The 21,005-nt window shown below is 62.5% G+C and carries 14 protein-coding genes; 8 read left to right on the forward strand and 6 right to left on the reverse strand.

What is annotated here, in order from left to right; all coding sequences use genetic code 11:
* Nucleotides 1-6: 6 nt before the first annotated feature.
* Nucleotides 7-1,521 carry a hypothetical protein gene (locus J2R76_RS34680; RefSeq protein ID WP_253589183.1) on the reverse strand — a complete coding sequence of 505 codons (1,515 nt, stop codon included), beginning with the start codon at nucleotides 1,519-1,521 and terminating at the stop codon, nucleotides 7-9.
* A gap of 140 nt (nucleotides 1,522-1,661) precedes the next feature.
* Nucleotides 1,662-2,795: a glycosyltransferase gene (locus J2R76_RS40875; protein ID WP_253589184.1), complete on the reverse strand. Its 1,134-nt coding sequence runs from the start codon at nucleotides 2,793-2,795 to the stop codon at nucleotides 1,662-1,664.
* A 593-nt stretch (nucleotides 2,796-3,388) separates the two neighbouring features.
* On the opposite strand from J2R76_RS40875, the gene wecB reads away from it, so the two are divergent.
* The 4 genes from wecB to J2R76_RS34705 are packed head-to-tail and all read left to right on the forward strand — an operon-like array spanning nucleotide 3,389 to nucleotide 8,805.
* A complete protein-coding gene (gene wecB / locus J2R76_RS34690; protein WP_082653799.1) occupies nucleotides 3,389-4,606 on the forward strand; it encodes a non-hydrolyzing UDP-N-acetylglucosamine 2-epimerase in 1,218 nt (405 codons plus the stop codon).
* 12 nt (nucleotides 4,607-4,618) lie between these two features.
* Nucleotides 4,619-6,826, forward strand: a complete 2,208-nt coding sequence (locus tag J2R76_RS34695) for an AAA family ATPase (protein WP_253589185.1) — start codon at nucleotides 4,619-4,621, stop codon at nucleotides 6,824-6,826.
* A 4-nt stretch (nucleotides 6,827-6,830) separates the two neighbouring features.
* Nucleotides 6,831-7,820 carry a glycosyltransferase family 2 protein gene (locus J2R76_RS34700; RefSeq protein WP_253625498.1) on the forward strand — a complete coding sequence of 330 codons (990 nt, stop codon included), beginning with the start codon at nucleotides 6,831-6,833 and terminating at the stop codon, nucleotides 7,818-7,820.
* Nucleotides 7,821-7,824: 4 nt separating this feature from the next.
* Nucleotides 7,825-8,805, forward strand: a complete 981-nt coding sequence (locus J2R76_RS34705; RefSeq protein ID WP_253589187.1) for a WecB/TagA/CpsF family glycosyltransferase — start codon at nucleotides 7,825-7,827, stop codon at nucleotides 8,803-8,805.
* A gap of 758 nt (nucleotides 8,806-9,563) precedes the next feature.
* Here J2R76_RS34705 and J2R76_RS34710 read toward each other — a convergent pair.
* On the reverse strand, nucleotides 9,564-11,129 hold the full coding sequence (locus tag J2R76_RS34710) for a tetratricopeptide repeat protein (protein ID WP_253625499.1): 1,566 nt from the start codon (nucleotides 11,127-11,129) through the stop codon (nucleotides 9,564-9,566).
* Between the two features lie 237 nt (nucleotides 11,130-11,366).
* Here J2R76_RS34710 and J2R76_RS34715 point away from each other — a divergent pair, with 237 nt between their 5' ends.
* Complete coding sequence (locus J2R76_RS34715; protein ID WP_057017410.1) at nucleotides 11,367-12,959, forward strand: gamma-glutamyltransferase family protein; 1,593 nt, start codon at nucleotides 11,367-11,369, stop codon at nucleotides 12,957-12,959.
* Between the two features lie 54 nt (nucleotides 12,960-13,013).
* Here J2R76_RS34715 and J2R76_RS34720 read toward each other — a convergent pair whose 3' ends face one another.
* The 3 genes from J2R76_RS34720 to J2R76_RS34730 all read right to left on the reverse strand — a co-directional run bounded on the left by J2R76_RS34720 (nucleotide 13,014) and on the right by J2R76_RS34730 (nucleotide 16,305).
* The gene (locus J2R76_RS34720; RefSeq protein WP_233475250.1) at nucleotides 13,014-13,790 is read right to left on the reverse strand and encodes a TetR family transcriptional regulator; all 777 of its coding nucleotides are present in this window, start codon (nucleotides 13,788-13,790) and stop codon (nucleotides 13,014-13,016) included.
* A 126-nt stretch (nucleotides 13,791-13,916) separates the two neighbouring features.
* Entirely contained in the window at nucleotides 13,917-15,122 is a 1,206-nt protein-coding gene (locus J2R76_RS34725; protein ID WP_253589190.1) for an amidohydrolase family protein, read from the reverse strand.
* 55 nt (nucleotides 15,123-15,177) lie between these two features.
* Complete coding sequence (locus J2R76_RS34730) at nucleotides 15,178-16,305, reverse strand: polysaccharide deacetylase family protein (RefSeq protein ID WP_168855413.1); 1,128 nt, start codon at nucleotides 16,303-16,305, stop codon at nucleotides 15,178-15,180.
* A gap of 19 nt (nucleotides 16,306-16,324) precedes the next feature.
* Between J2R76_RS34730 and J2R76_RS34735 the strand changes: the two genes are divergently transcribed.
* Genes J2R76_RS34735 through J2R76_RS34745 form a run of 3 tightly spaced genes read left to right on the forward strand, consistent with a single transcriptional unit; the run spans nucleotide 16,325 to nucleotide 20,980 of the window.
* Entirely contained in the window at nucleotides 16,325-17,533 is a 1,209-nt protein-coding gene (locus J2R76_RS34735; protein ID WP_375166549.1) for an ABC transporter substrate-binding protein, read from the forward strand.
* 40 nt (nucleotides 17,534-17,573) lie between these two features.
* Nucleotides 17,574-18,449 (forward strand): branched-chain amino acid ABC transporter permease, encoded by an 876-nt coding sequence (locus J2R76_RS34740; RefSeq protein ID WP_076826929.1) that lies wholly within the window; start codon nucleotides 17,574-17,576, stop codon nucleotides 18,447-18,449.
* Entirely contained in the window at nucleotides 18,446-20,980 is a 2,535-nt protein-coding gene (locus J2R76_RS34745) for a branched-chain amino acid ABC transporter ATP-binding protein/permease (RefSeq protein WP_253589191.1), read from the forward strand. The genes J2R76_RS34740 and J2R76_RS34745 overlap by 4 nt, the downstream gene beginning before the upstream one ends.
* The last annotated feature ends 25 nt before the right edge of the window (nucleotides 20,981-21,005 follow it).

Raw genomic sequence — 21,005 nt, forward strand, 5'->3', positions numbered from 1 at the left:
CCTACATTACGGGAGCCTGCGGCACTCGGTGAACCTGTCGCCGTCCGGCGTTTCCGCCCTCTCGAGGCAATGAGCCTTATCGGTAACCTTGCCGGCTACGACAAAGTCGTAGGCCTGGTTTTTGAAGACCAGCACGTAACGGCCGGGTGAGAGGACGAGATCTGGGTTCACTGGCTGCAGCTCGACCATCTCGCGGCTTTCAGGGACCGGCGCTACGGTCAGGTCGACGGAAACGGACCGGATAGCCCAGGCATCGTTGGCCATAGCGACTGCCGGTGACGACGGTGTTCGTGCCACCTGGGCGAGAATGCGCAATTGTGCGTTGTCGGGCGCGCTTGTCATAAGCTCGCGCTGATACGCGACAAACGAAAGCGGGCCGTGCGGCACCACAACCGTGCCCGGCTTCGTGGTCAATACCGACACGGCGATCCGGCTGTCGGGAAGGCGGATGTTCATCGGCTCGAGCCGGATCATCCGCCCGATGCTTGACGCAAAAATCCCATATGTCGTCGGCAGTGAACGTGCGGGTGGTGCGGGCGCGGCTGCTTCGATCGGAGCACGATGTACGAACGTGGCAATTACCGGTTTCAGCTTGCGTCTGCTTTGCGGTGGCGACTGAACGGGCGTCGCGTTCGAATGGCTGACAACCTGGGGTGTTGTATTGAACACGGATGCAACATTGCCCCGCATGAGCATTCCAGTGCCAATCGCCAGCAGAACCGCTGTCGGAGCAAGGAACCACACAAAGTTGCGCACTTTCCATTCGCTGGTGATGGAACGTCGGTCTCGCGGCGAGCTCTGAAGGTCTTCCGCGATCAGCTTGTCGATCAGTATGATCTGCTGTTTCTGCACCGCGACGCTCGCCTCGGCGGTGCTGGTGTGCACGGGCGGTTGCACTGCTGGACGGATTGACGCCGGCGGCACCGAGTTCGGACCTGGGTCCGCGGCCGGACTGAATCCCTCTCCTCCATCTGCTTCAGGCGCGTACGAGGCAACGGCTGAGCCAGCATGCGAGTCCGGTGGCGCTGGCTGCGTGTCGTTGTCGGATTCCTCCGCTGAAGCATCGCTTGGATCGGCCGCAGAGGAGACGGACCCGTCGTCTGGTCCGGCATCAGGCGGAGCCACATTTGTCCAGCGGCCGATGTTCTCCGCGGCCTCATTCAGGCGCAGACTGACCTCATCCTGCGGGAGCACGATCGGCTGCAGGTGTTCCAAGTCGGGGACCGGGTGGGCTTCATTCGTCGGCCCACCGCCTGGCAAGCTCGGATTGTCGCCGAGGATCGTCGGTTGCTTGTCGGTCGGACTGTCTGGCGGCAGCTCGGCGGGATTTCGTTCCGGATTTACGGGCTCGCGCAGGCGGGCTTCGACGAATTGCGTCCAGGCGCCACGCCGTCGCAGAGGTGCAGCAAGCCTGTCTGCCTGACGTGGCAAGGGCGGCGCATTGAGGATGGCCGCCTGAGCCGAGGGGAGCTGACTGGAGCGTTTCATGCCTGGATACGCAGCTTGACGTTTGTCCGCCATTGCGGACGTTCGCGACACCCTGGCGATCGTATGAAAAGGATCGCCTACCTGCCGGGATGTAGCAGCCGCCGCTTAACAGGCCGTTAACCATAAACCGGCGGAAACGCCGCATTGCTCCGCACCACGCGAGGGCGACGATTTCAGGCGGCCGCTGGCAGCTCAAAGGATCCGGCGATCTGGCGCAGACGGTTGGCTCGTGCGCGCATCTGATCGGTATGAGCAATACCGAGGATGTCGAATACCGTCTGTATGCGGTAGAGCCAATCGTGCCTCAGCGCGGCTTCCCGGACGTTTGCGTTCTGAACCGCTCGCAGTCGCGCCGGGTCTGCGTCCAACGCTTCGAGGATCTGGCAAATGTCGGGCGAATCGAAGGGTACATGAATGACGGCGTCGGGCCAGTCGAACTGCCATGCAAACTCTTCGGTGCGCGGCGCTTCTCCAACCATCACCGCCCCGGCTGCAGCGCCTTCATAGTAGCGGGCGGAAATCTCGTCACGGCCGGCCGTGAATTCCGGGTTGTTGACGTGACTGCGATTGGCAATGAAATAGCGGCTGCGCTGGAGGATATTCGCAATCATGATGCGGTGTTCCTCCGGATTATCGACCCGGAACGTCCTTTCCTTTCGGTTCGAACCGCTCGCCGCCACAGTGTCGTAGTAGTAGAAGAAGCGCTCTCTCTTGGCGCCGGTCAGCAACGCGGCGTGGGTTGTCGCCGAACGACGTCCGATATTGCACACGGCGATCGATCGCTGCTGCTCAGGCTTCGGCGCGAACCGCTCAACGTCGACCGCCAGCGGCAGATAGCTGCACGGTCGACCTGCTATTCGCGCAATCTGCGGTGCGCAGTGATGCAGGCCGACGAATATATGATCAAATCCGGACAGGAGCTCGACCAGATACTCCGGGATGTCATCTGCCCAGACTTCAGTGATGAAGCATGCGGCCTTGCGACACCGTTTGCGCCAGTCGGGAATCGCGGCGAGCGAGTGAAGTTGATACGCATTGCTGAAGATCGGGAAGAACAGTTCGTAATCACGTTGCAGCCGCAGTTGCGGCGGGGAGGGTGCCAGCACACCTGCCAGTTTGGTCGATCCTGATGCAAGGCGCGTCCACTTGTAGACCCGTCGCGAGAACTCCAGCGCAGCGCGATTTTGAACATCGAACCGATCGGCGCGCGTCATCGCCGCCAAATTGTCCTCGAACTCATAGCTGAGGCAAAATGCAACAAGATCGGAAATCCGACGCTGCGAGAGGAGTAAAACCTTGCCTTCCACGAGGCGCTGCCTCCGACCTATCAAATGCCGGAAAGTGCCGGCCACACGACTTCCGGAATCTTTCGACCAGGAGCGAGTTGTGCGTTGATCGTCGTCACGATGCGCGCAATGGCGCCAATCAACGCTAGTCCAGATACGCTATTTAATCTTGTTTTGTACAAGTTTTCCCGAAATTGGATAATGCGAGCCTGTGGAGTTCATTGCACGCGCATTGGCATTCCCGCCGTGCCGTTGCGAATGCAAGCACGAGGACGCATCGGCGAAGATTTGCGAACGGTACAGCGAATCCGCGTTAACCTGGAGAAGTTAAATCTGGAACTCGCTGGCAGTAGCGAAGAACGTCAGCGGACAATGACTGAGTGCGCGTTAACCCGAAAAGGTTAAATCTGGAACCGCCTGACAACAGCCGGCTTCGATGATGCGCAACGCGCTCTGCGGCAACTCCGAGAATTAGCTATAAATTTCATTTAACATGTGCCGAGCCAACGTTGGCGATGAACGCGTCGGGAAAATCCGGTAGCGTGCCGCATCATTTCGAAACGACAAAAATATTCAACACGGCAAATCATTGAACACAGGCGGCGTCGGGGTTCATGCGTATTCTTAGCGTATTTGGTACTCGTCCAGAGGCGATCAAAATGGCACCGCTTGTGCTTGCGCTGGGCGAAGCAGAAGGAATTGATACGCGCGTCTGCGTGACGGGCCAGCATCGTCAGATGCTCGATGATGTGATGTCGGCCTTCTCGTTGAAGGCTGACTACGACCTGAACATCATGCGACCGAACCAGTCGTTGAGCGAAGTGTTCAGCGCGGTCATGACCGGAATCGATCCGATCATCGCCGACTACAATCCGGACTACGTTCTTGTACAGGGCGACACCGCAACCAGTACGGCGGCTGCACTTGCCGCGTTCTTCCGGTCGGTCAGTGTCGGGCATGTCGAAGCGGGATTGCGAACCGGCAATCTCATGAGTCCATGGCCGGAGGAGGCCAATCGGCGGGTCACTGCCGTCGTTACGACGAGGCATTATGCACCGACGTCGCGGGCGCGTTCTGCCCTGCTGAAGGAGGGGTATCCGCCAGACGCCGTCATTGTCACCGGCAATACCGTGATCGACGGACTGCTTCGTATGGCTTCAAATATCTCTCAACCGGGCGAGCTTCGTCGGTCGCTTGAAGCGAAATACTCATGGCTCGATACCTCGAAGCGGCTCATCCTCGTGACTGGACATCGGCGCGAGAGCTTTGGATCCGGGTTCCGGCAAATCTGCGAGGCATTGAAGACGATCAGTCGGCGGGACGATATTCAGATCGTCTATCCCGTCCATCTGAATCCGAACGTGCGCGGGCCGGTGTTCGACCATCTGCGCGATGCGTCGAATATCTTCCTGATCGAACCCCTTAACTATCCCGAGTTCGTCTACCTCATGACGCGTTCGTATCTCATCCTCACGGATTCCGGTGGAATTCAGGAGGAGGCGCCGGCGCTTCGCAAGCCCGTGCTTGTCATGCGAGATACCAGCGAGCGCATGGAGGCCGTTGACGCCGGCGTCGCTCGCCTGGTCACCACCGACCCGGTTCGCATTGTTGCAGGCGTCGAGCGCCTGCTCGATGTGCCAGCGGAGCACGAAGCCATGTCTCTCGGTGCCAATCCGTTCGGTGAGGGGCGCGCCAGCAAACTGATCGTGCATGATCTTCTGAATGTCCGTCGGCCGAAACATCCAGCTGATGGCATAGCGAGCGTCAATCTTTTGTCGAATGCCGAGATGCATACGAAACCGCCGTCGCCGGTTCCCCAACCGGCCCACTGATCAAACGAAGCCATGGACACCAGAACCAATCAATTGGTTATTCAGGAATACGGCCAGCCACTTGCGGAAGACTATGGTCCGCCTGCGGCGGGCCGTCCCGCTTTCGGCTTATGGGACATTGTCGACGTTCTGCGCCGCGAATGGCGGTTGCCCGTTATCGGGCTGTTGATTGGGCTGGCGGTTGCCGTGGCTTCCGTTGTGGTCATGAAGGCGCCCTACAAGAGCAGTGCACGCATCCTCATCGATCGAAGTCTCAATCGTTATCTGCAGACGAACAAGATCGTAGATCAGCCGACGATGGATGAAGTGGAGGTCGGCAGTCAGCTCTACGTACTGTCATCAGACAGGGTCCTGCTTCCGGTTATTCGCTCGCTGGGTCTGGCCAGTGATGGCGAGTTTGCCGGGCGATCTGCACTTGGCAGCGCCACAGACGGGAACTCCAGCACGACGGAAGCCACTGCAGCCGCTGAACGAGCGGCGCTCGAATCTCTGCTGAAGCGGGTGACTGTTGCACGTGAGGATGTCGCGAACGTTATCAACGTAACGGTCGAGTCGCAGAGCGCGGAGAAGGCCGCGAAGATCGCCAACGGAATCGTGGATAGCTATCTCGCGTCCCTGCAGGACGCAAAGCTGAAATCAACGCAGAAGGTGAGTAAGTGGCTGCAGGAGCGGCTGATCGAGCTGAAGAAGCAGGTGGCCGATGCTGACAAGGCGCTGCAGGACTTCAAGACGGCTAACAATCTCAGCAGCACTGGCGCTCAGGATACCGAGCTCCTGGCAAGTCTGAATACCCAGCTGATGAATGCCAAGTTCGCGGCAGTTGAAGCAAAGGAGCGTCTCGACCGGATCAAGCGGACAGAGGCAAACGGGATTCCGTCGGCCGTGTCGACGGACGCGCTATTCAACGACAAGCGAGCGGCGGTCATCAACTTCGCGCTCAACAACAGCGAACTTGCGCGTCTCCGCACGCAAAAGCGCGACCTTGCGTCTCGGCTTGCGGAGATGGAAGCTCGCGTCGGTCGCAAGCACGCGGCTGTCGTCAAACTTCGTGCGCAGCTCAACAGCGTTGACGCCGCCATTCGGTCCGACGAGGGGCGCATTACCGATTCCTACGCCAGCGAATACGAAGTCGCTAGGGCACGACAGACTGAACTCGAAGACACCGCCGCGAAGCTTTCCGCGGAAACCGGAAGCCAGCTGCGCGAACTCGAGAGCGCTGCCGAGGCGCTGCGCAATCTCTATAGCGGATTCCTGCAAAAGCATAAGGAGATCGAGGCGGCGCAGGCGGAGACGCTTCCGGCCCAAAGTGCGCAGATCATCACGAGAGCGGTTCCGCCGCTGACAAAGAGTTCCAAGAAAACCCTCGTCGTGGCGGCAGGCAGCATTCTTCTCGGTCTGTTTCTCGGCATAGGCTCTGCCTTCGGACGTGAATGGATGGCGGATGTGTTCCGTACGCCCAAGGCCGTCGAGCAGGTGACCGAGACGCGGTGCATCGGACTGCCCTTCGTCTATGCTGGTCAATTGCCAATCGAGGAGCATGTCCTTGCTGCCCCCTTCTCGCGCTTCGCGGAAGGTCTTCGAAATGTGAAGGCGATGCTCGATCGTTCGTCCGCCTCGACCGGGGGCAAAGTCATCGGCGTCGTGTCGGCGGTTTCGAAAGAGGGAAAGACTGTCGTTGCCGCCAATCTTGCCGCGCTCATATTGTCGTCCTCTGGATCGCGCACGCTGTTGATCGATGCCGACCTTCATCTCCGGAACCTCACGACTGCACTGTCCCCCGATGCGAAGGTAGGGCTTTTCGAAGCGCTGGAAGATCCTTCCCGTCTTGGCGAGTTTATTTGCAAGCGACCGCATTCGGGGCTGGATGTCCTGCCGAATGCCTGCGCGCTTCGGATTCCCAACGCTGCTGAACTCCTGGGCTCGCGGGAAATGGAAAACCTGCTCGCCGTGGCACGGAAGTCCTATGACTACATTGTGGTGGAGGTGGCGCCGATCATGTCGGTCGTCGATGCAAGGCTGATCGAGCGCTTCATCGATGAGTTCGTCTTCGTTGTGGAATGCGGTCAAACCAAGCGCACGAGCGTGCTCGAAGCCTTGTCGGTAACGCAGCTCATCCGTGAGCGCGTGTCGACCATTGTGCTCAACCAGATCGATCCCGTCGAGCTTAGAACCATCGAGGCAAGAAATGGCGTCAGGTCCGAAGGATATTACCGGGAGTAGACCTGTGTACGAGCTTGACAGTCGCGCTTCAGGTGTTCCGCACAGCGCCACGCCGCGCAGGTATGTGCTGATTTCGCCCTGCCGCGATGAGGGAGCCTATCTCTGCCGTACGCTGGACAGCGTGGCTGAACAGACGGTGCCGCCTGCGCTGTGGATCGTCGTTGACGACGGATCCACCGACGAGACGCCACGGATTCTGGAAGAGTATGCGGCGCGGTTGCCTTATCTGCGCGTCGTGCGCCGCCATGACCGAGGCCATCGGCGGGTAGGGCCCGGCGTGATTGAGGCGTTTTATGATGGTCTCGATCAAGTGTCGCTCGGCGACTTCGGCTATTTGTGCAAGCTTGATATGGATCTCGACCTGCCGCCTCGCTACTTCGAACTGCTGATGCAGCGAATGGAGGATAATCCACGTATCGGGACGACCTCAGGCAAACCCTGGTTCGTTCATCCCCAAACCGGCGATCTCGTGCCCGAAATCTGCGGCGACGAAATGTCGGTTGGAATGACGAAGTTCTATCGGGTTGAGTGCTTCGAGCAGATCGGCGGTTTCGTGCGACAAGTCATGTGGGATGGCATCGATTGCCACCGCGCCAGAATGCTGGGCTGGATCGCGGAGAGCGTCGATTCAGAGCCAATTCGATTCGTCCACCTTCGTCCGCAAGGGGCCAGCCAGAAGAGCATCTGGGCAGGCAGAATTCGTGCTGGCTTCGGTCAGTATTTCATGGGCACTTCGCCGTTTTACTATCTGGCGGTGGCGGCTTCCCGTCTTCGCGCGCACCCAATGTTCATCGGAAGCATCGCGATGCTTTGGGGTTACTTCAGCAGCTGGGCAAAGGGGTTGCCGCGCTATAATGACCCCGAGTTCAGACGTTTTCTTCGTACCTATCAGCACGCGTGCCTGAGACTGGGTAAACGAGCTGCCACGGCTCGCCTGGACGCCGAGCAAGTGGCTCGGTGGCAAGCCGGCCGGCAATCGCCGCAGGGGAGTTGAGCAGATGAAGCAACACGCGAGCCTATTGGGCGTCGAATTTGATGCGGTTACGCTCGATCAGGCGGCGCGGCGCTGTGTCGATATCTGTCTCCGCTCGAACAATTCTCACATCGTGATGACGATCAATGCGTCGCATCTCTGCATGATGCGGCGAGACGTGGAGTTGGCGCACGCATGTTCCGCGGCCGATATGACGGTGGCGGACGGTATGCCGGTGGTTTGGGCAATACGAGCGTCAGGTCAACACATGCCGGAACGCGTGGCCGGCATCGATCTGATGGAAGGACTTTTAAGGGGGGCCGCGTCCAACGGACTTTGTGTCTATTTTCTAGGGGCGCACCAGCAGGTCGTCGAAAAGCTCGTGCGGGTCTGCGAGGCGCGCTTTCCGCAGCTGAAGATCGCTGGTTTTCGGAACGGCTACTTCGGTCCGGACGAGCACGAAATTATCGTCGATGAGATACGAGCCAGCGGCGCCCACATTCTCTTTATCGGCTTGCCGTCCCCGTTCAAGGAGGTATGGAGTGAACGCTATCGGGATCGGCTGCAAGTTCCCGTCATTCTGGGGGTCGGCGGCAGCTTCGACGTCTTGGCCGGCTTTATCAGGCGCGCTCCTCGGCTATTCCAATCGCTCGGTATCGAGTGGTTCTGGCGCCTGATGATGGAGCCGCGCAAGTTATGGCGGCGATATCTTTCCACCAACAGCGAGTTCATCTGGCTGGCGCTCCGCGAAGTGGTGGCGCGCAGGGCTTACGCCGCCCGTCCGGAGAGAGCGATCGCCGGATCGGCAAGCGTGGTGCGGAGAGACGACCGAAAAGTGGGTACGGAACGCAGGGTAGCTGATCGGCGAATTCTTGTCCGGCGAAGGAGCAACGTGCGGGATTCGCAGGTTCCGATACCCGATCGCCGGCGCGGCATAGAGCGACGTATCTCAGAGCGTCGGGCACGGACGGCTAATGCTCTCAAGGGTATCGAGGTGAGCGCCTGATGTATCGGCTGACCGACCAGGATCACTGATCCAAGCAGGCGGCTAAGCGATTCGCTTCATGGCGCAAGCGCGGGAAGCATCAAAGTGATTAAACCGCCAAGCAGTACCGATTCCTTCGGGTACGATAACGCAGACCAACCCATAGTCGTTAAGCTAAAGCCTGATGTGTACGTATTTGGGTATGAGTTCTGCCACGTTCTGCAAACGCTGATCAAACACGGCTGCGTGCCCGCCGAGCTCATCTATGAGGACGGAGGGGCGCTCATCCTTATTTTTGATCCCAACGAGAAGAAAGCGGAACTATGGTCAGGATGGTGGAGGTGCGACAAACCCGACATTTACTCCATCATTGAACCAGAGCATCGCGGGCTCGTGAATCAAATATTCGAAACCTCAGACGCCTTCATGGAGTTTTCCAATGCTCGATCTCCTCAGATTGAGCTGATCCCAGGCCAGATCCAAAAGATTCAAAGATCGGGGGCTGCGGTTTTCCGCGGAGACGCTCCCCTTCGTCCTCGACCTCTATAAAGAGCTGCTTCCGCACAGCGCGCATTGGAGGCGTTTTTCTGAGTGTTGGGAATGGCGGCAGCGCTCCCCCGCTACAACGGGCTACGAATTTCGCCACGCCAAGCGTCGATCCTCCACCATTGCACAATCCGGACAGCAGCGGCGGCTCAGAAATTTGAGGTTGAAGCAAGCCGAGGCGGAGCACCGCTGTCGGTCAATTTCGAACAGCCTGTTGTGACCCTCGCTACGGCTCAGCCGGATAAGCCGGCTTTGCGCAAGCCGTCGAGGAAGTGCTCGCGTTCGGCAGAAATTCTGTACCTTTTTGCCCGTGCTCGAACGAGATCGAGGGTGTTCGCTGGCGGCGTTGCGCCGTTCGCGCTCATTTCTCGACAACGTTCCGTGACGAACGCTTCGGCTTCGGATCGCGCTTCGCTGTGCCGACCCATCTGCGCATAACAGGCGGCAAGCAGACTGTGCGACCAGCGGTCGGGGGATCGCGCCTCCATCAGCGTCTTGACTGCTTCATCGTACTGGCGCCCCGAATAGAGGGCGAGCGCGTGGTACCAGTGGTACAGATTGGGCGCGAAGGGATTCAGTCGTTTGGCCGCACCGATCCATGTGAGGGCCTCTCGCCACCGTCCCCAGTAGACCAGAATGTTCGCGAAAACGGCGGCGACGTCGGCGTCGTTTGGATTGAGCGCGAGAGCCCGGCTGAAATGGATTTCGGCCTTGGCGTCCTCGCGACGCAGGAACAGCAATTGCGCGAAGACGCCATGGGCCCAGGCGTCGCCGCCGTCGATGTCGAGCGCGGTCTCGATCTCGCTCAGCGCGTCGTCGAGCTTCGCCATGCCGGGCGATTCGAGAAACACGTCGCAGACGATAGTCCAGGCAATGTTGATGTGAGCGCGGGCATATTGCGGATCGAGCGCGACGGCGTCCCGGAAAAACTGCCTGGCTTCCGCCATGCCCTTCACCGTCAATTGACGCCACCGCTCGTTGCCCAGCAGAACCAGGTCATAGGCGGTGATGCTCGGGGTCGGCTTGCGTCTGGCGATCTCGCGGCCGGCGTCCTCGAGCCGGCCCGGAAGGGCTGCGACGATTGCGCGGACGATCTCGTCCTGCAGGGCGAAGATGTCCTCGAGTTCGCGGTCGTAGCGCTCGGTCCAGAGATTGTAACCGCTGGCGCCATCGAGAAGCTGGACGGTCACCCGCATCCGGCTGCCGATCTTGCGCACGCTTCCTTCGGCCACGTACCTGACGCCGAGTTCGCGGCCGACTCGCTTGATCTCGGGCGTCTTGCCCTTGTAGGCGAAGCTGGAGTGGCGGGCGACAACGAACAGCGAGCGGAAGCGCGACAGTTCGGCGATGATGTCTGCCGTGATTCCGTCGGAAAAATATTCCTGCGCGGCATCGCCGCTGAGATTCGAGAACGGTAGCACCGCAAGCGACGGCCCATCCGGCACCGTCGGTGCCGGCGAGGTGGGCAGGCCGGCGCCGGATTCGGCAGCGACCAGTGGCCCGACGTAACGGTAGCCGCGGCGCGGCAGGGTCTCGATCCAGGTCGCGCCGCCCTCTACGTCGGCAAATACCCGCCGCAGAGCGGCGATCTGCACAGTCAGGTTGCTCTCCTCGATCGCAAGCCCCGGCCACGCCGCCTGCATCAATGCGTCCTTGGAAACCGGCGTTCCGGCCTGCTCGACAAGCAGGCGCAGCAGCGTCACCGCGCGCCGCCCGAGCGCGACCGGTTCGGACTCTCGAAACAGCATCACGGCTTCCGCGTCGAGGCGGTAGGGGCCGAATTCGTGGATCGTCGCCATGGTTCGGGAGACTACATTTTTTGCATCTTTTTCGGAACAGATTCAGGGCCTCCGGGAATTCGGCGACCCGCCCCGCTGCCGCTGACGCGCAGCTTTGCGCGGCCGATTTCCGCTTCGCCTTGATCCACCTCGCGCGGCACCTCCGCCAGCCCTTCGCGCAGCCGCGGCGAGGCGACGGCTGCTTGACAATGTAAGTAAGAATATTATTACAAGCTGCTGCTTTCGGAGAACGCGTTGATGCTGCAGACCAAGCGAAGCTATAGCGGAATGGTGACCGCGCCGCATCACCTTGCGGCGCAGGCCGGGCTCGCTGTCCTCTCCGAAGGCGGCAATGCGGTCGAGGCGATGATTGCGTCCGCCGCCACGATCGCGGTGGTCTATCCCCATATGAACGGCCTCGGCGGCGACAGCTTCTGGCTGGTCGGCCGGGCGGGCTCCGCACCGGTCGGAATCCAGGCGTGCGGACGGTCGGCGAAGGCCGCCAGCCGCGCCTGGTATCGCGAGCATGGCTGCAGCACCATCCCAAGCCGCGGACCGCTCGCGGCACTCACCGCCGCCGGGACCGTCGATGGCTGGCAGAAGGCCTATGAGCTCAGCCGCGATCGCCATGGGGGGCGCATGCCGCTGTCGCGGCTGCTCGAACCTGCGATCGGCTACGCCGCCGATGGCGTCGCCGTGACCCAGACCCTGCACGACAACACCTCGAAGAAGCGCGCTGAGCTGCAGGATGTGCCGGGCTTTGCCGATGTCTATCTGCCGCAGGGCGTTCCGCTTGCAGTCGGCGCGCGGTTGCGGCAGCCGCGCGTGGCAGACACGTTGCGGCAGCTGGCGCAAGCCGGCCTTTCCGATTTCTATCGCGGCGACCTGGCGCGTTCGATGGCCGCTGATCTCGAACGGCTCGGCAGCCCGCTCCGCCTATTCGATCTGGAGCAGCATCAAGCCACGCTGGTGACACCGCTGTCGGTCGATGTGGCCGGGCACAAGGTGTTCAACATGCCGCCGCCGACGCAGGGCCTGGCCTCGCTGTTGATTCTTGCGCTCTATGCCCGGCGCATGGCGAAGGAGGCGGACGGGGTCGATCATCTGCACCGGCTGGTCGAGAGCACGAAGGCGTCGTTCCGCATCCGCAATCGCTACGTGACCGATCCCGACTACATGGCACGGTCGGCGGCCGAGTTTCTCACCGACGAGTCCATTGCGACGCTCGAAAAGACGGTCGCCGTCGATCATGCAGCGCGCTGGCCTGACCCGCCGGCCCAGGGCGATACGGTCTGGCTCGCTGCGACCGACCGGAACGGCCTTAGCGTCAGCTTCATTCAGAGCATCTATTGGGAGTTCGGCTCGGGCGTCATCCTGCCCCAAAGCGGGGTCACCTGGCAGAACCGTGGGACGAGCTTCGGTCTCGCCGAGACCGATATCAACCGCCTGGAACCTGGGCGGCTGCCGTTCCACACCATTCAGCCCGCAATGGCTGAACTCAGCGACGGCCGGCTGTTGTCCTACGGCACGATGGGCGGCGAAGGGCAGCCGCAAACCCAGGCGGCGATCTTCACCCGCTACGCGTTGCACGGTCAGGACCTTCAGTCGACAGTGACCGCGCCGCGCTGGCTGCTCGGTCGCACATGGGGCGAGGAGAACAACAATCTCAAGATCGAATCGCGTTTCGATCCTGCCGTCGTCGACGCGCTGCGGGCGCTCGGCCACGACATCCAGGTGGTCGGTGCGTTCGAGGAATTCATGGGCCACGCCGGCGCAATCGTCTGGCACCCGGATGGACTGCTCGAGGGCGCCAGCGATCCCCGCAGCGACGGCGTCGTCGCTGCCCGGTGAAGCGAGCACCCTTAGCGCTCACCCGCCGACTGTTCGGAATTTGCCGCGCGCGAGCTAGCGTGCGGCGCCGGCCGGTGTTCTGGCTGCGGACGGTTTCCGTTTTCCCTCGCTTGCGGCCGCCGTCGCCGTCAACCAGGTCATGATCACGTCCAGCGCGTGGTGGCGACGTTTCTCCAGCCAGTCCGGCTCTCCCAGATCCTTGTCGAACATCGCCGACAGCGTGTAGCGGTTGGAGACATGAAAATAGCTCATGGCCGTGATCGTGACGTAGAGCTGAACCGGATCGACGTCGCTGCGGAACGGCCCGACCGCAAGGCCCCGGCGAAGGATATTTTCGATGCTCGCGACCAAGGGTAGCGTGAGGTCGGCGATCTTGCGCGATTTGCGCAGGTTACGCCCACGCTGCAGGTTCTCATTGTTGATCAGGGCGATATAGTTCTGGTGCGCTCCGAAAAAGGTGAACGTGAAGTTGATCAGCTCGCGCATGGCGGCGACCGGATCGAGGTCGTCGAGCTTGAGTTGCTGTTCGGCCGCGCGGATCTCGGTGTAGACGTGCTCGAGCACGGCGAGATAAAGGCCGTTCTTGTCGCCGAAATAGGCGTACAGCAACCGCATGTTGGCTTTGGCGCGTTTCGCGATGGCTTCAACCCGAGCTCCGCCAATGCCGTTGCGGCAGAATTCGAACGTCGCCGCGTGCAGGATCGCTTCCTTGGTCAACGCGGAATCGCGTGCCCGTCTGCCGCGTGTGGCGCTGCGGGCCGGGCTGGTCGATGCTGTCGTTTCAGTCACGGGACAAGCTTTTCTCAGGTTGTACGAGCCCAGCGCGGACAATATGCCCCCGCCCATCATGTTCAACGGGATGCGGGGCCCTGCCGTGCAGGCTCGCGGGATTGAGATCGCTATTGCGGTGGCTCGTCAAGGGGTAACCTTCCCGATGTTCCGGTCTCCACATCCACATCAACGCGCCAACGTCACGACCGTGCCGCCATGCGCGACGAGGCGCCCATTCTTGTAGACGTCGCGCGGCCTGGGCCGGGCCACCACGGCCTCTTGCACGTGCTGCGCGTCGATCACGACGAAGTCCGCCGCCGCGCCCTCGGCCACCCCATAGTCCGGGAGGCCGAGTGCCTGCGCGGCGTTGGTGGTCACCATGTCGAAGGCCGCCGCCAGGTCGGCATCGGTGCTGAAGCCGGAGCGGTAGCCGACGATCATGGCGCGCTCCAGGAGGTCGCCGTCGCCGTAGGGCCACCAGGAATCGCGGATGTTGTCATTGCCGGCGAATATATTGACGCCGGCATCGCGCAGCAGCAACACCGGCGGAAACGCATGCGCTCCGGGCGCGTTGGTCAAAATCGCGACCCCGGCCTCGGCGAGCAGCTGCGCGGTGCGCTGAACCACGTCTCGCGGCACCTCGCCGAGAGCATAGGCATGGCTCATCGTGACCTTGCCGCCGAGCCCGAGGGCCTTGGTCCGACGTGCAATGTTCTCGATCTCGAAAATACCGAGCAAGCCGCCGTCATGCAGGTGAATGTCGATGCCGACCCCGCGCCGATCGGCAATGCCGAAGATGACGTCGAGATGCCCGTCGATGTCGGCATCGTAACCCGCCGGATCGAGGCCGCCGACCAGGTCCGCGCCGGCGCGAACCGCCTCGTCGAGCAATCCGGCCACGCCCGGCGACGTCACGATGCCGCTTTGCGGAAAGGCGACGATCTGGACCGACACCTTGTCGCGGTGCGCGTCACGCGCCGCCATGACCTGCTCGAGATTGCGCAACCCGACCTGAAGGTCGATATCGACGTGGCTGCGCATCCAGGTCGTGCCCTGCGCGACGCAGAGGTCGATCAGCGCGGCCGCCCGCACCGCAATCGGCCTCGCGCCGGCAAGCGCCTCCTTCTCGAACTTGACGCGCTCGCGCACGCTGAAACCGGCGGTGCAGGGGCGGTGGGACTTCCAATCGTCGCCGACGAAGCCCTTGTCGAGGTGGATATGACCATCGACCAGCCCCGGCAACACCAGGCGTCCGGCCAGATCAAGGGTTTCGCCGGCCGCGACCGGCGATTGCGACGCGATCGAGGTGATGCGGCCATCGCGCACGGCGATATCGACGGTGCGCCCATCGACCAATCGGGCGTTTCGAAACAGCGTGTCGGCAGTGCTCACTGGTCGTCTCCGGTTCGTCGCAATGGCGAGGCGATCGGGGCCCGATTCGTTTTCATCATGTTGGGACGATGCCATCGGGCAGCGCGCGCGAGAATGCGGCTATACCTCCGGCGGTGGTGATCCAGATCTCGTCACGCCGCGCCAGGATTGTCTGCAGGGCGCGCCGCAGCGGACGCAGGCGGTGCGGCTGGCCGACCAGATAGGGGTGCAACGCAATTCCCATGACGAGCGATTGCCTTTTCGACTGTGCCAGCATCTCCTCGAACGTCTCGGTGATCATGGCGGCGAACTGCTCGCCGGAGTCCTTGCGACCGACGATCGAAGGGATATCGTTCAACTCCTGCGGATAAGGCACTGAAAGGATGCGGCCGCCGTTCCGCGTCGAGAACCACACCGGCTGATCGTCCATGCACCAGTCGAGCAGGTACTCGTAGCCTGCTTCGGCCAGCAGATCGGGCGTGACCTGTGATTGCGAAATCCAGGGCCCCAGCCAGCCGCGCGGCGGCCGCCCTTCGGCTCGCGCGATGACATCGGTCGCTTCCGCGATCAATTGCCGCTCCTCGTCGGGCGCAAGCACACCCTGGCGCTCGGAATTGGTGCGGCCGTGACCGACAATTTCGTCGCCGCGGGCGCGAAATGCCTCCATGACTTCAGGGCAGTAGTGATAGATGCTGCTGTTTGCGAGCACCGACAGCGGCAGCTTCAGCTCGTCGAACAGCTCGATCAGGCGCCACACGCCGACACGGTTGCCATAGTCGCGCCAGGCATAGTTGAGGACGTCCGGATGCGGACCGCCGGGGCAGAGCTCGGCACCGAGCCCGTCGCCGAATGCGAAATGCTCGAGGTTGAGACCGACGTAGACGGCAAGCCGCCGCCCTTGCGGCCAATTGAAATCCGGGCGTTGCCCGATCGCGCTGTAGCGATAGCGTCCGTGAGCGGCGAGGACCGGTCCGACAGAATCCGAGCGCAGCACGGCTTCCCTGCGCGACAGGCGGTCGCCATCTTCCGCGATCGAGATCAACACGTCGCCGGCCTCGACATTCCTTGGGTCCATCGGAATTTTCCCCGCGCGGTTGATCGCTCGCTTGACATCGGAATATTTTTGAAGAAAGTTTTTACTTCCGTCAAGTCCGCGCATAAGCGGCAGCGGAGGAACTGGCGGCTTCGATGCCGAGGCCGCCATCAGCGGAGGAACACCGAACATGAACTTCAGGAGCATAGTTTCGTCCGGACCTGCGCGTCGTTGGCCGGCTTGGCACGCCGCTGCGACGATCCTGCTGGCCGCGTTGCCGTTCGCGTTCGGCGCGCGCGCGGCCGAACCGATCAAGATCGGCCTGGTGACCGCCCTGTCGGGACAGTCGGCGCGCGCCGGCGAGGCGCTCACCCGCGGAGCGACGATCGCCATCGAGGAAATCAATGCGAAGGGCGGCGTGCTCGGACGTCCGCTCGACCTCGTCCGCCGCGACGACGAGAGTAATCCGGCCAAAGGGCTGATCGCGGCGCGCGAGTTGATTCAGCGCGAGAAGGTCGCGGTCCTGGTCGGCGGCCTCGACACGCCGGTCGAGCTCGCCATCGTGCCGTTCGTCAACAACGTCAAGGTGCCGTTCGTGGTGCCATGGGCCGCCGGGACCAACATCACGCGGAACGGCGCCCCGTCCAACTACGTGTTCCGCGTCTCGGCCATGGACGATGAGGTCGATAAGGCGATCGTCCAGTTCTCGCGCAAGACGTACAATGCGAAGAAGCCCGGGCTCATCCTGGTCAACAATCCTTGGGGCGAGTCGAACGAGCATGGCCTGAAGGCGGCATTGAAGGCCGCAGGAATCGAGCCTGCCGGCGTCGAGAAGTTTGAAGGCAACGACGTCGATGTCGTTTCCCAGCTGTCGCGGCTGAAGCAGGCGGGCGCCGATACGCTCTACCTGGTCGGCAACGTCGGACCGTCCTCCCAGGTGGTGAAATCGCTCGACCGTATGGGCTGGGCGCCGCCGATCGTCTCGCATTGGGGGCCGGCCGGCGGCCGCTTCACCGAGCTCGCCGGGCCGAGCGCGGAGAACGTGATCTTCGTCCAGACCTACAGCTTCTTCGGGAACTTGTCGCCGGTCGGCAAGCGGGTGATGTCGGCCCTTCAGGCGAAGTATTCGGACATCAAGGGGCCTGCGGACGTGACGCCGGCGGTTGGCGTGGCCAACGCCTACGACTCCATCCTGGTCATTGCGCGAGCGATCGAAAAGGCCGGTGGCACCGAACCGACCGCCGTCCGTGACGGCTTCTACGCCATCGATCGCGTGGATGGCTTGATCAAGACCTACGAGAAGCCGTTCGCGCAGGACAAGCACGATGCGCTGACGGCGGGCGACTACATCTGGGCGCGGTTCGAGGACAACCACATCATGCCATTCGCACGGAACTGACCGCGCGAGATCGTCCGACAAACAAGCAGGGTGGTCATCGATGTCATTTCTTCCCGCGGTGATAACAGGACTGGCGCTTGGGAGCATGTACGGGCTGCTTGCGCTTGGCTTCCACGTTACCTACGCCGTCTCCGGCACGGTCAATTTCTCCCAGGGCAGCTCGATGACCCTGGGAGCCGTTGCCGGCTACTTCTTCCTCGTGCTGTGGGGCTGGCCGGCGGCGGCCGGCATTCCCGCCGTTCTGCTCGTCTGCGCGGTCTATGGCCTGCTGATTGAGCGCTTTGCGGTTCGGCCATTCGTGCAGCGCGGCTCCGACAACTGGCTGATGGCGACCGTTGCGGTCGGCATCATCGTCGACAATGTGATGATGTTCGTCTTCGGCAAGGAGCCGCGCAGCTTTCCGTCCGTCCTGGCGGCCAAGCCGATCCAGATCGTCGAGGGCGCGGGCGTCTATCCGTTGCAACTCCTGATTCCCGTGGTCGGATTGCTGCTGGCGCTGGCACTTCATCTGCTCAGTCGCAGGACGCGTCACGGAGTCGCCATGCTCGCGGTGGTCCAGAACCCGAACGCCGCGCGTCTGATGGGCATCAACGTCAGCGGCGCCATCGCGGCAAGCTACGCGGTCTCGGCGATGCTGGCCGGGGTTGCGGCGCTGCTGATCGCGCCCCTGTTCAACGTGTCCTCGGAAATGGGCACGCTGTTCGGCATCAAGGCCTTCGCGGCGGCGATCATCGGCGGTCTCGGCAGCGCCTGGGGCGTGATGCTGGCCGGGCTCTGCCTCGGCCTGATCGAGGTGTTCGCGACCAACTATCTGGGGTCGGTCTACACCCAGATCATCACATTCGCCTCGGTGATCGCGATTCTTGTCGTCCTCCCCCACGGGCTGCTCGGCCGAGCCGGAGTGAAAAAGGTATGACCTCTCGCGTCTCCGTTCTCGCCGCCGTCGCGGCACTCGCGGCCGCCATCCTCTATGCCGCCGTTGCCGACAGCTACGGCGTATTCCTGGTCGCGACCATCTCGCTGACGGCGATCGCCTGCATCGGCCTTAACGTGCTGCTCGGTCTCGCAGGGCAGATCTCGCTCGGCCACATCGGTTTCATGGCGATCGGGGCCTATACGACCGTGCTCCTGATGGAGAAGGCAGGGTTGCCCTATCTTGCGGCGACGGCTGCAGCGATTGCTCTTGTCAGCGTCGTCGGTGGCCTGCTCGCCATGCCGGCCTTGCGTGTGCGAGGTCCATATCTCGCGATGGTGACAATCGCCTTCGGCTTCATCGTCGAGCACGGCACGATCGAGTGGCGCGACCTCACGGGCGGCGGCAACGGCCTGATCCTGACCGCGCCGCCGCAGGTGTTCGGCTTTCCGCTGTCGGAGCGGCATTTGGCGATCGCGGGCGTCGTGCTGGTGTTCGCCGGCCTCATCCTGTTCGAGCGCTTGAAGCGCAGCGGCTGGGGCTACGCCATGCGTGCCGCCCGCGACACCGAGGTTGCGACGCGCTCGATCGGCATTGATCTCGTGCGGGTCCGCACCGTGGCGTTCATCATCTCGGCGGCAGCGATGGCGTTGGCGGGGGCGCTATTTGCGCCCCTCCAGGGCTATATCAGTCCAAGTTCGTTCCCCTTTCTGCAATCGATCCTGCTGCTGTTCGGCGTCATGGTCGGCGGCGCCGGCTCGGCGCTGGGGCCGGTGATCGGGGCGGCGCTCGTCGTGCTGCTGCCGGAAATGCTGTCCGATCTCGCGGAGTATCGTCTGCTTGCCTTTGGCGTGTTGCTCTTCGCCGTGCTGCGGGTCGCGCCCTCGGGCATCATGGGGCTGATCGAGCAATTCGCTGCAAGGTTCCTGCCGGCGGGGTCGAAGGCCGATACGGGCGCGGGGGCCGTCGAGCCGGTCGCCGACCTCAGCATCGGAACCAGCAGCGCGTCGCGTCTTGACGTCGCAAACCTCTCGATCTCGTTCGGCGGTGTCCGCGCCGTGCAGGACGTCTCGTTTACCGCCGAACCCGGCACGGTAATCAGCGTCATCGGCCCCAATGGTGCGGGGAAAACCAGCGCGCTGAATCTGCTTTGCGGCTTCTACCGCCCGAAATCCGGCACCGTGAAGCTTGGCGACCGCGACGTCACCGGCTTGCCGTCGCACCAGCTTGCGCGTGTCGGAGTGGCGCGAACGTTCCAGACGACGCAGCTCTTCGGCTCGCTCTCGATCATCGAGAATGTCCTGCTGGCGGCGACGGCCGGCAAGCTCGGTAACATCGTGTCGGCGCTGCACAATGACGCGCAGGAGCGCCTTGCACGGTCGCTGTTGCGCTTTGCGGGTGTCGACGGCGATTTGAGCAGACGCGCGGACGCGCTGCCCCATGGTGAGAAGCGACTGGTCGAGATCGCGAGGGCGCTCGCCTTGCGTCCGAAGGTCCTGTTGCTCGACGAGCCGGCCGCGGGTCTTTCGAAGGGCGACAAGCAGCGGCTGACGGTTCTGCTCCGTCGCATCGCGGAGACCGGGATCGCGGTCATCATCGTCGAGCACGACATGCCGATGATCATGTCGCTAAGCGACCTCATCGTCGTTCTCGATGGCGGCAAGCGCATCGCGATCGGCGATGCGGCGGCGATCCGCAACGATCCGCTGGTCCGCAAGGCCTATCTCGGCGATGCGCCGTCGGGTGAGCGGCGCCGCGCGACGCGCCCGGCAAAACAAGGCACGGCGCTCGAAGTCCGCACGCTTGATGCCTTCTATGGCCTGTCGCGGGCGCTCGGTGGGATCGACCTTGCCGTCGCGCCCGGCGAGGCCATCGCCGTACTCGGCGCCAATGGAGCGGGCAAAACCACCCTGATGCGCTCGATTGCCGGTCTCGAACTACCGCGGTCGGTCGGCGAGATCCGGCTGTCCGGCGCCCGCGTCGACAAGATGCCGGCGCATATCCGCGCCAGGGCCGGCATCGTGCTGGTACCCGAAGGACGGCAGGTGTTTCCCGAGCTGACGGTGCGGCAGAACTTGCAGCTCGGCGCTTTCGCACGCAAGGGTCTCGAACTCGACGCGGAGATCGACGCGATGTTTGCCCGCTTTCCGCGCCTGAAGGAGCGTATCAACCATCGCGCGGGCCTTTTGTCGGGCGGCGAGCAGCAGATGCTCGCAGTCGCGCGTGGGCTCCTGACCGCGCCCAAGGTCTTCATGCTTGACGAGCCGTCGCTTGGACTGGCGCCGCTTGTCGTCGACGAGTTGTTCGCCTCGTTCGAGCAGCTTCGCGTGGAGGGGATGACCCTGATCGTGGTCGACCAGATGGCCGGGCAAGCCCTTGCGCTTGCCGACAGGGCCTATCTGCTTGAGACCGGCACCATCCTGAAGAGCGGTGCGGCCGAAATCATCGCGGAGGATCCCTCGCTTGAAGCCGCCTATCTCGGCGGAGAGGCCCACGGGAGTAGCGTGCCGCGAACCGCCGTGCTCACGTCCTGACGCCATGGTTGCGCAGCAGGAGATC

It is taken from the genome of Bradyrhizobium sp. USDA 4532 (assembly GCF_024171315.1).
GTDB classification, from domain to species: domain Bacteria; phylum Pseudomonadota; class Alphaproteobacteria; order Rhizobiales; family Xanthobacteraceae; genus Bradyrhizobium; species Bradyrhizobium australafricanum.

What these genes read in the sequence shown, in the direction of transcription:
- J2R76_RS34740 (WP_076826929.1), top strand. Translation starts at nt 17,574, where the DNA reads ATGTCATTTCTTCCCGCGGTGATAACAGGACTGGCGCTTGGGAGCATG.
- J2R76_RS34710 (WP_253625499.1), bottom strand. Translation starts at nt 11,129, where the DNA reads ATGGCGACGATCCACGAATTCGGCCCCTACCGCCTCGACGCGGAAGCC.
- J2R76_RS34735 (WP_375166549.1), top strand. Translation starts at nt 16,325, where the DNA reads ATGAACTTCAGGAGCATAGTTTCGTCCGGACCTGCGCGTCGTTGGCCG.
- J2R76_RS34680 (WP_253589183.1), bottom strand. Translation starts at nt 1,521, where the DNA reads ATGGCGGACAAACGTCAAGCTGCGTATCCAGGCATGAAACGCTCCAGT.
- J2R76_RS34695 (WP_253589185.1), top strand. Translation starts at nt 4,619, where the DNA reads ATGGACACCAGAACCAATCAATTGGTTATTCAGGAATACGGCCAGCCA.
- J2R76_RS34745 (WP_253589191.1), top strand. Translation starts at nt 18,446, where the DNA reads ATGACCTCTCGCGTCTCCGTTCTCGCCGCCGTCGCGGCACTCGCGGCC.
- J2R76_RS34705 (WP_253589187.1), top strand. Translation starts at nt 7,825, where the DNA reads ATGAAGCAACACGCGAGCCTATTGGGCGTCGAATTTGATGCGGTTACG.
- J2R76_RS34715 (WP_057017410.1), top strand. Translation starts at nt 11,367, where the DNA reads ATGCTGCAGACCAAGCGAAGCTATAGCGGAATGGTGACCGCGCCGCAT.
- J2R76_RS34730 (WP_168855413.1), bottom strand. Translation starts at nt 16,305, where the DNA reads ATGGCGGCCTCGGCATCGAAGCCGCCAGTTCCTCCGCTGCCGCTTATG.
- wecB (WP_082653799.1), top strand. Translation starts at nt 3,389, where the DNA reads ATGCGTATTCTTAGCGTATTTGGTACTCGTCCAGAGGCGATCAAAATG.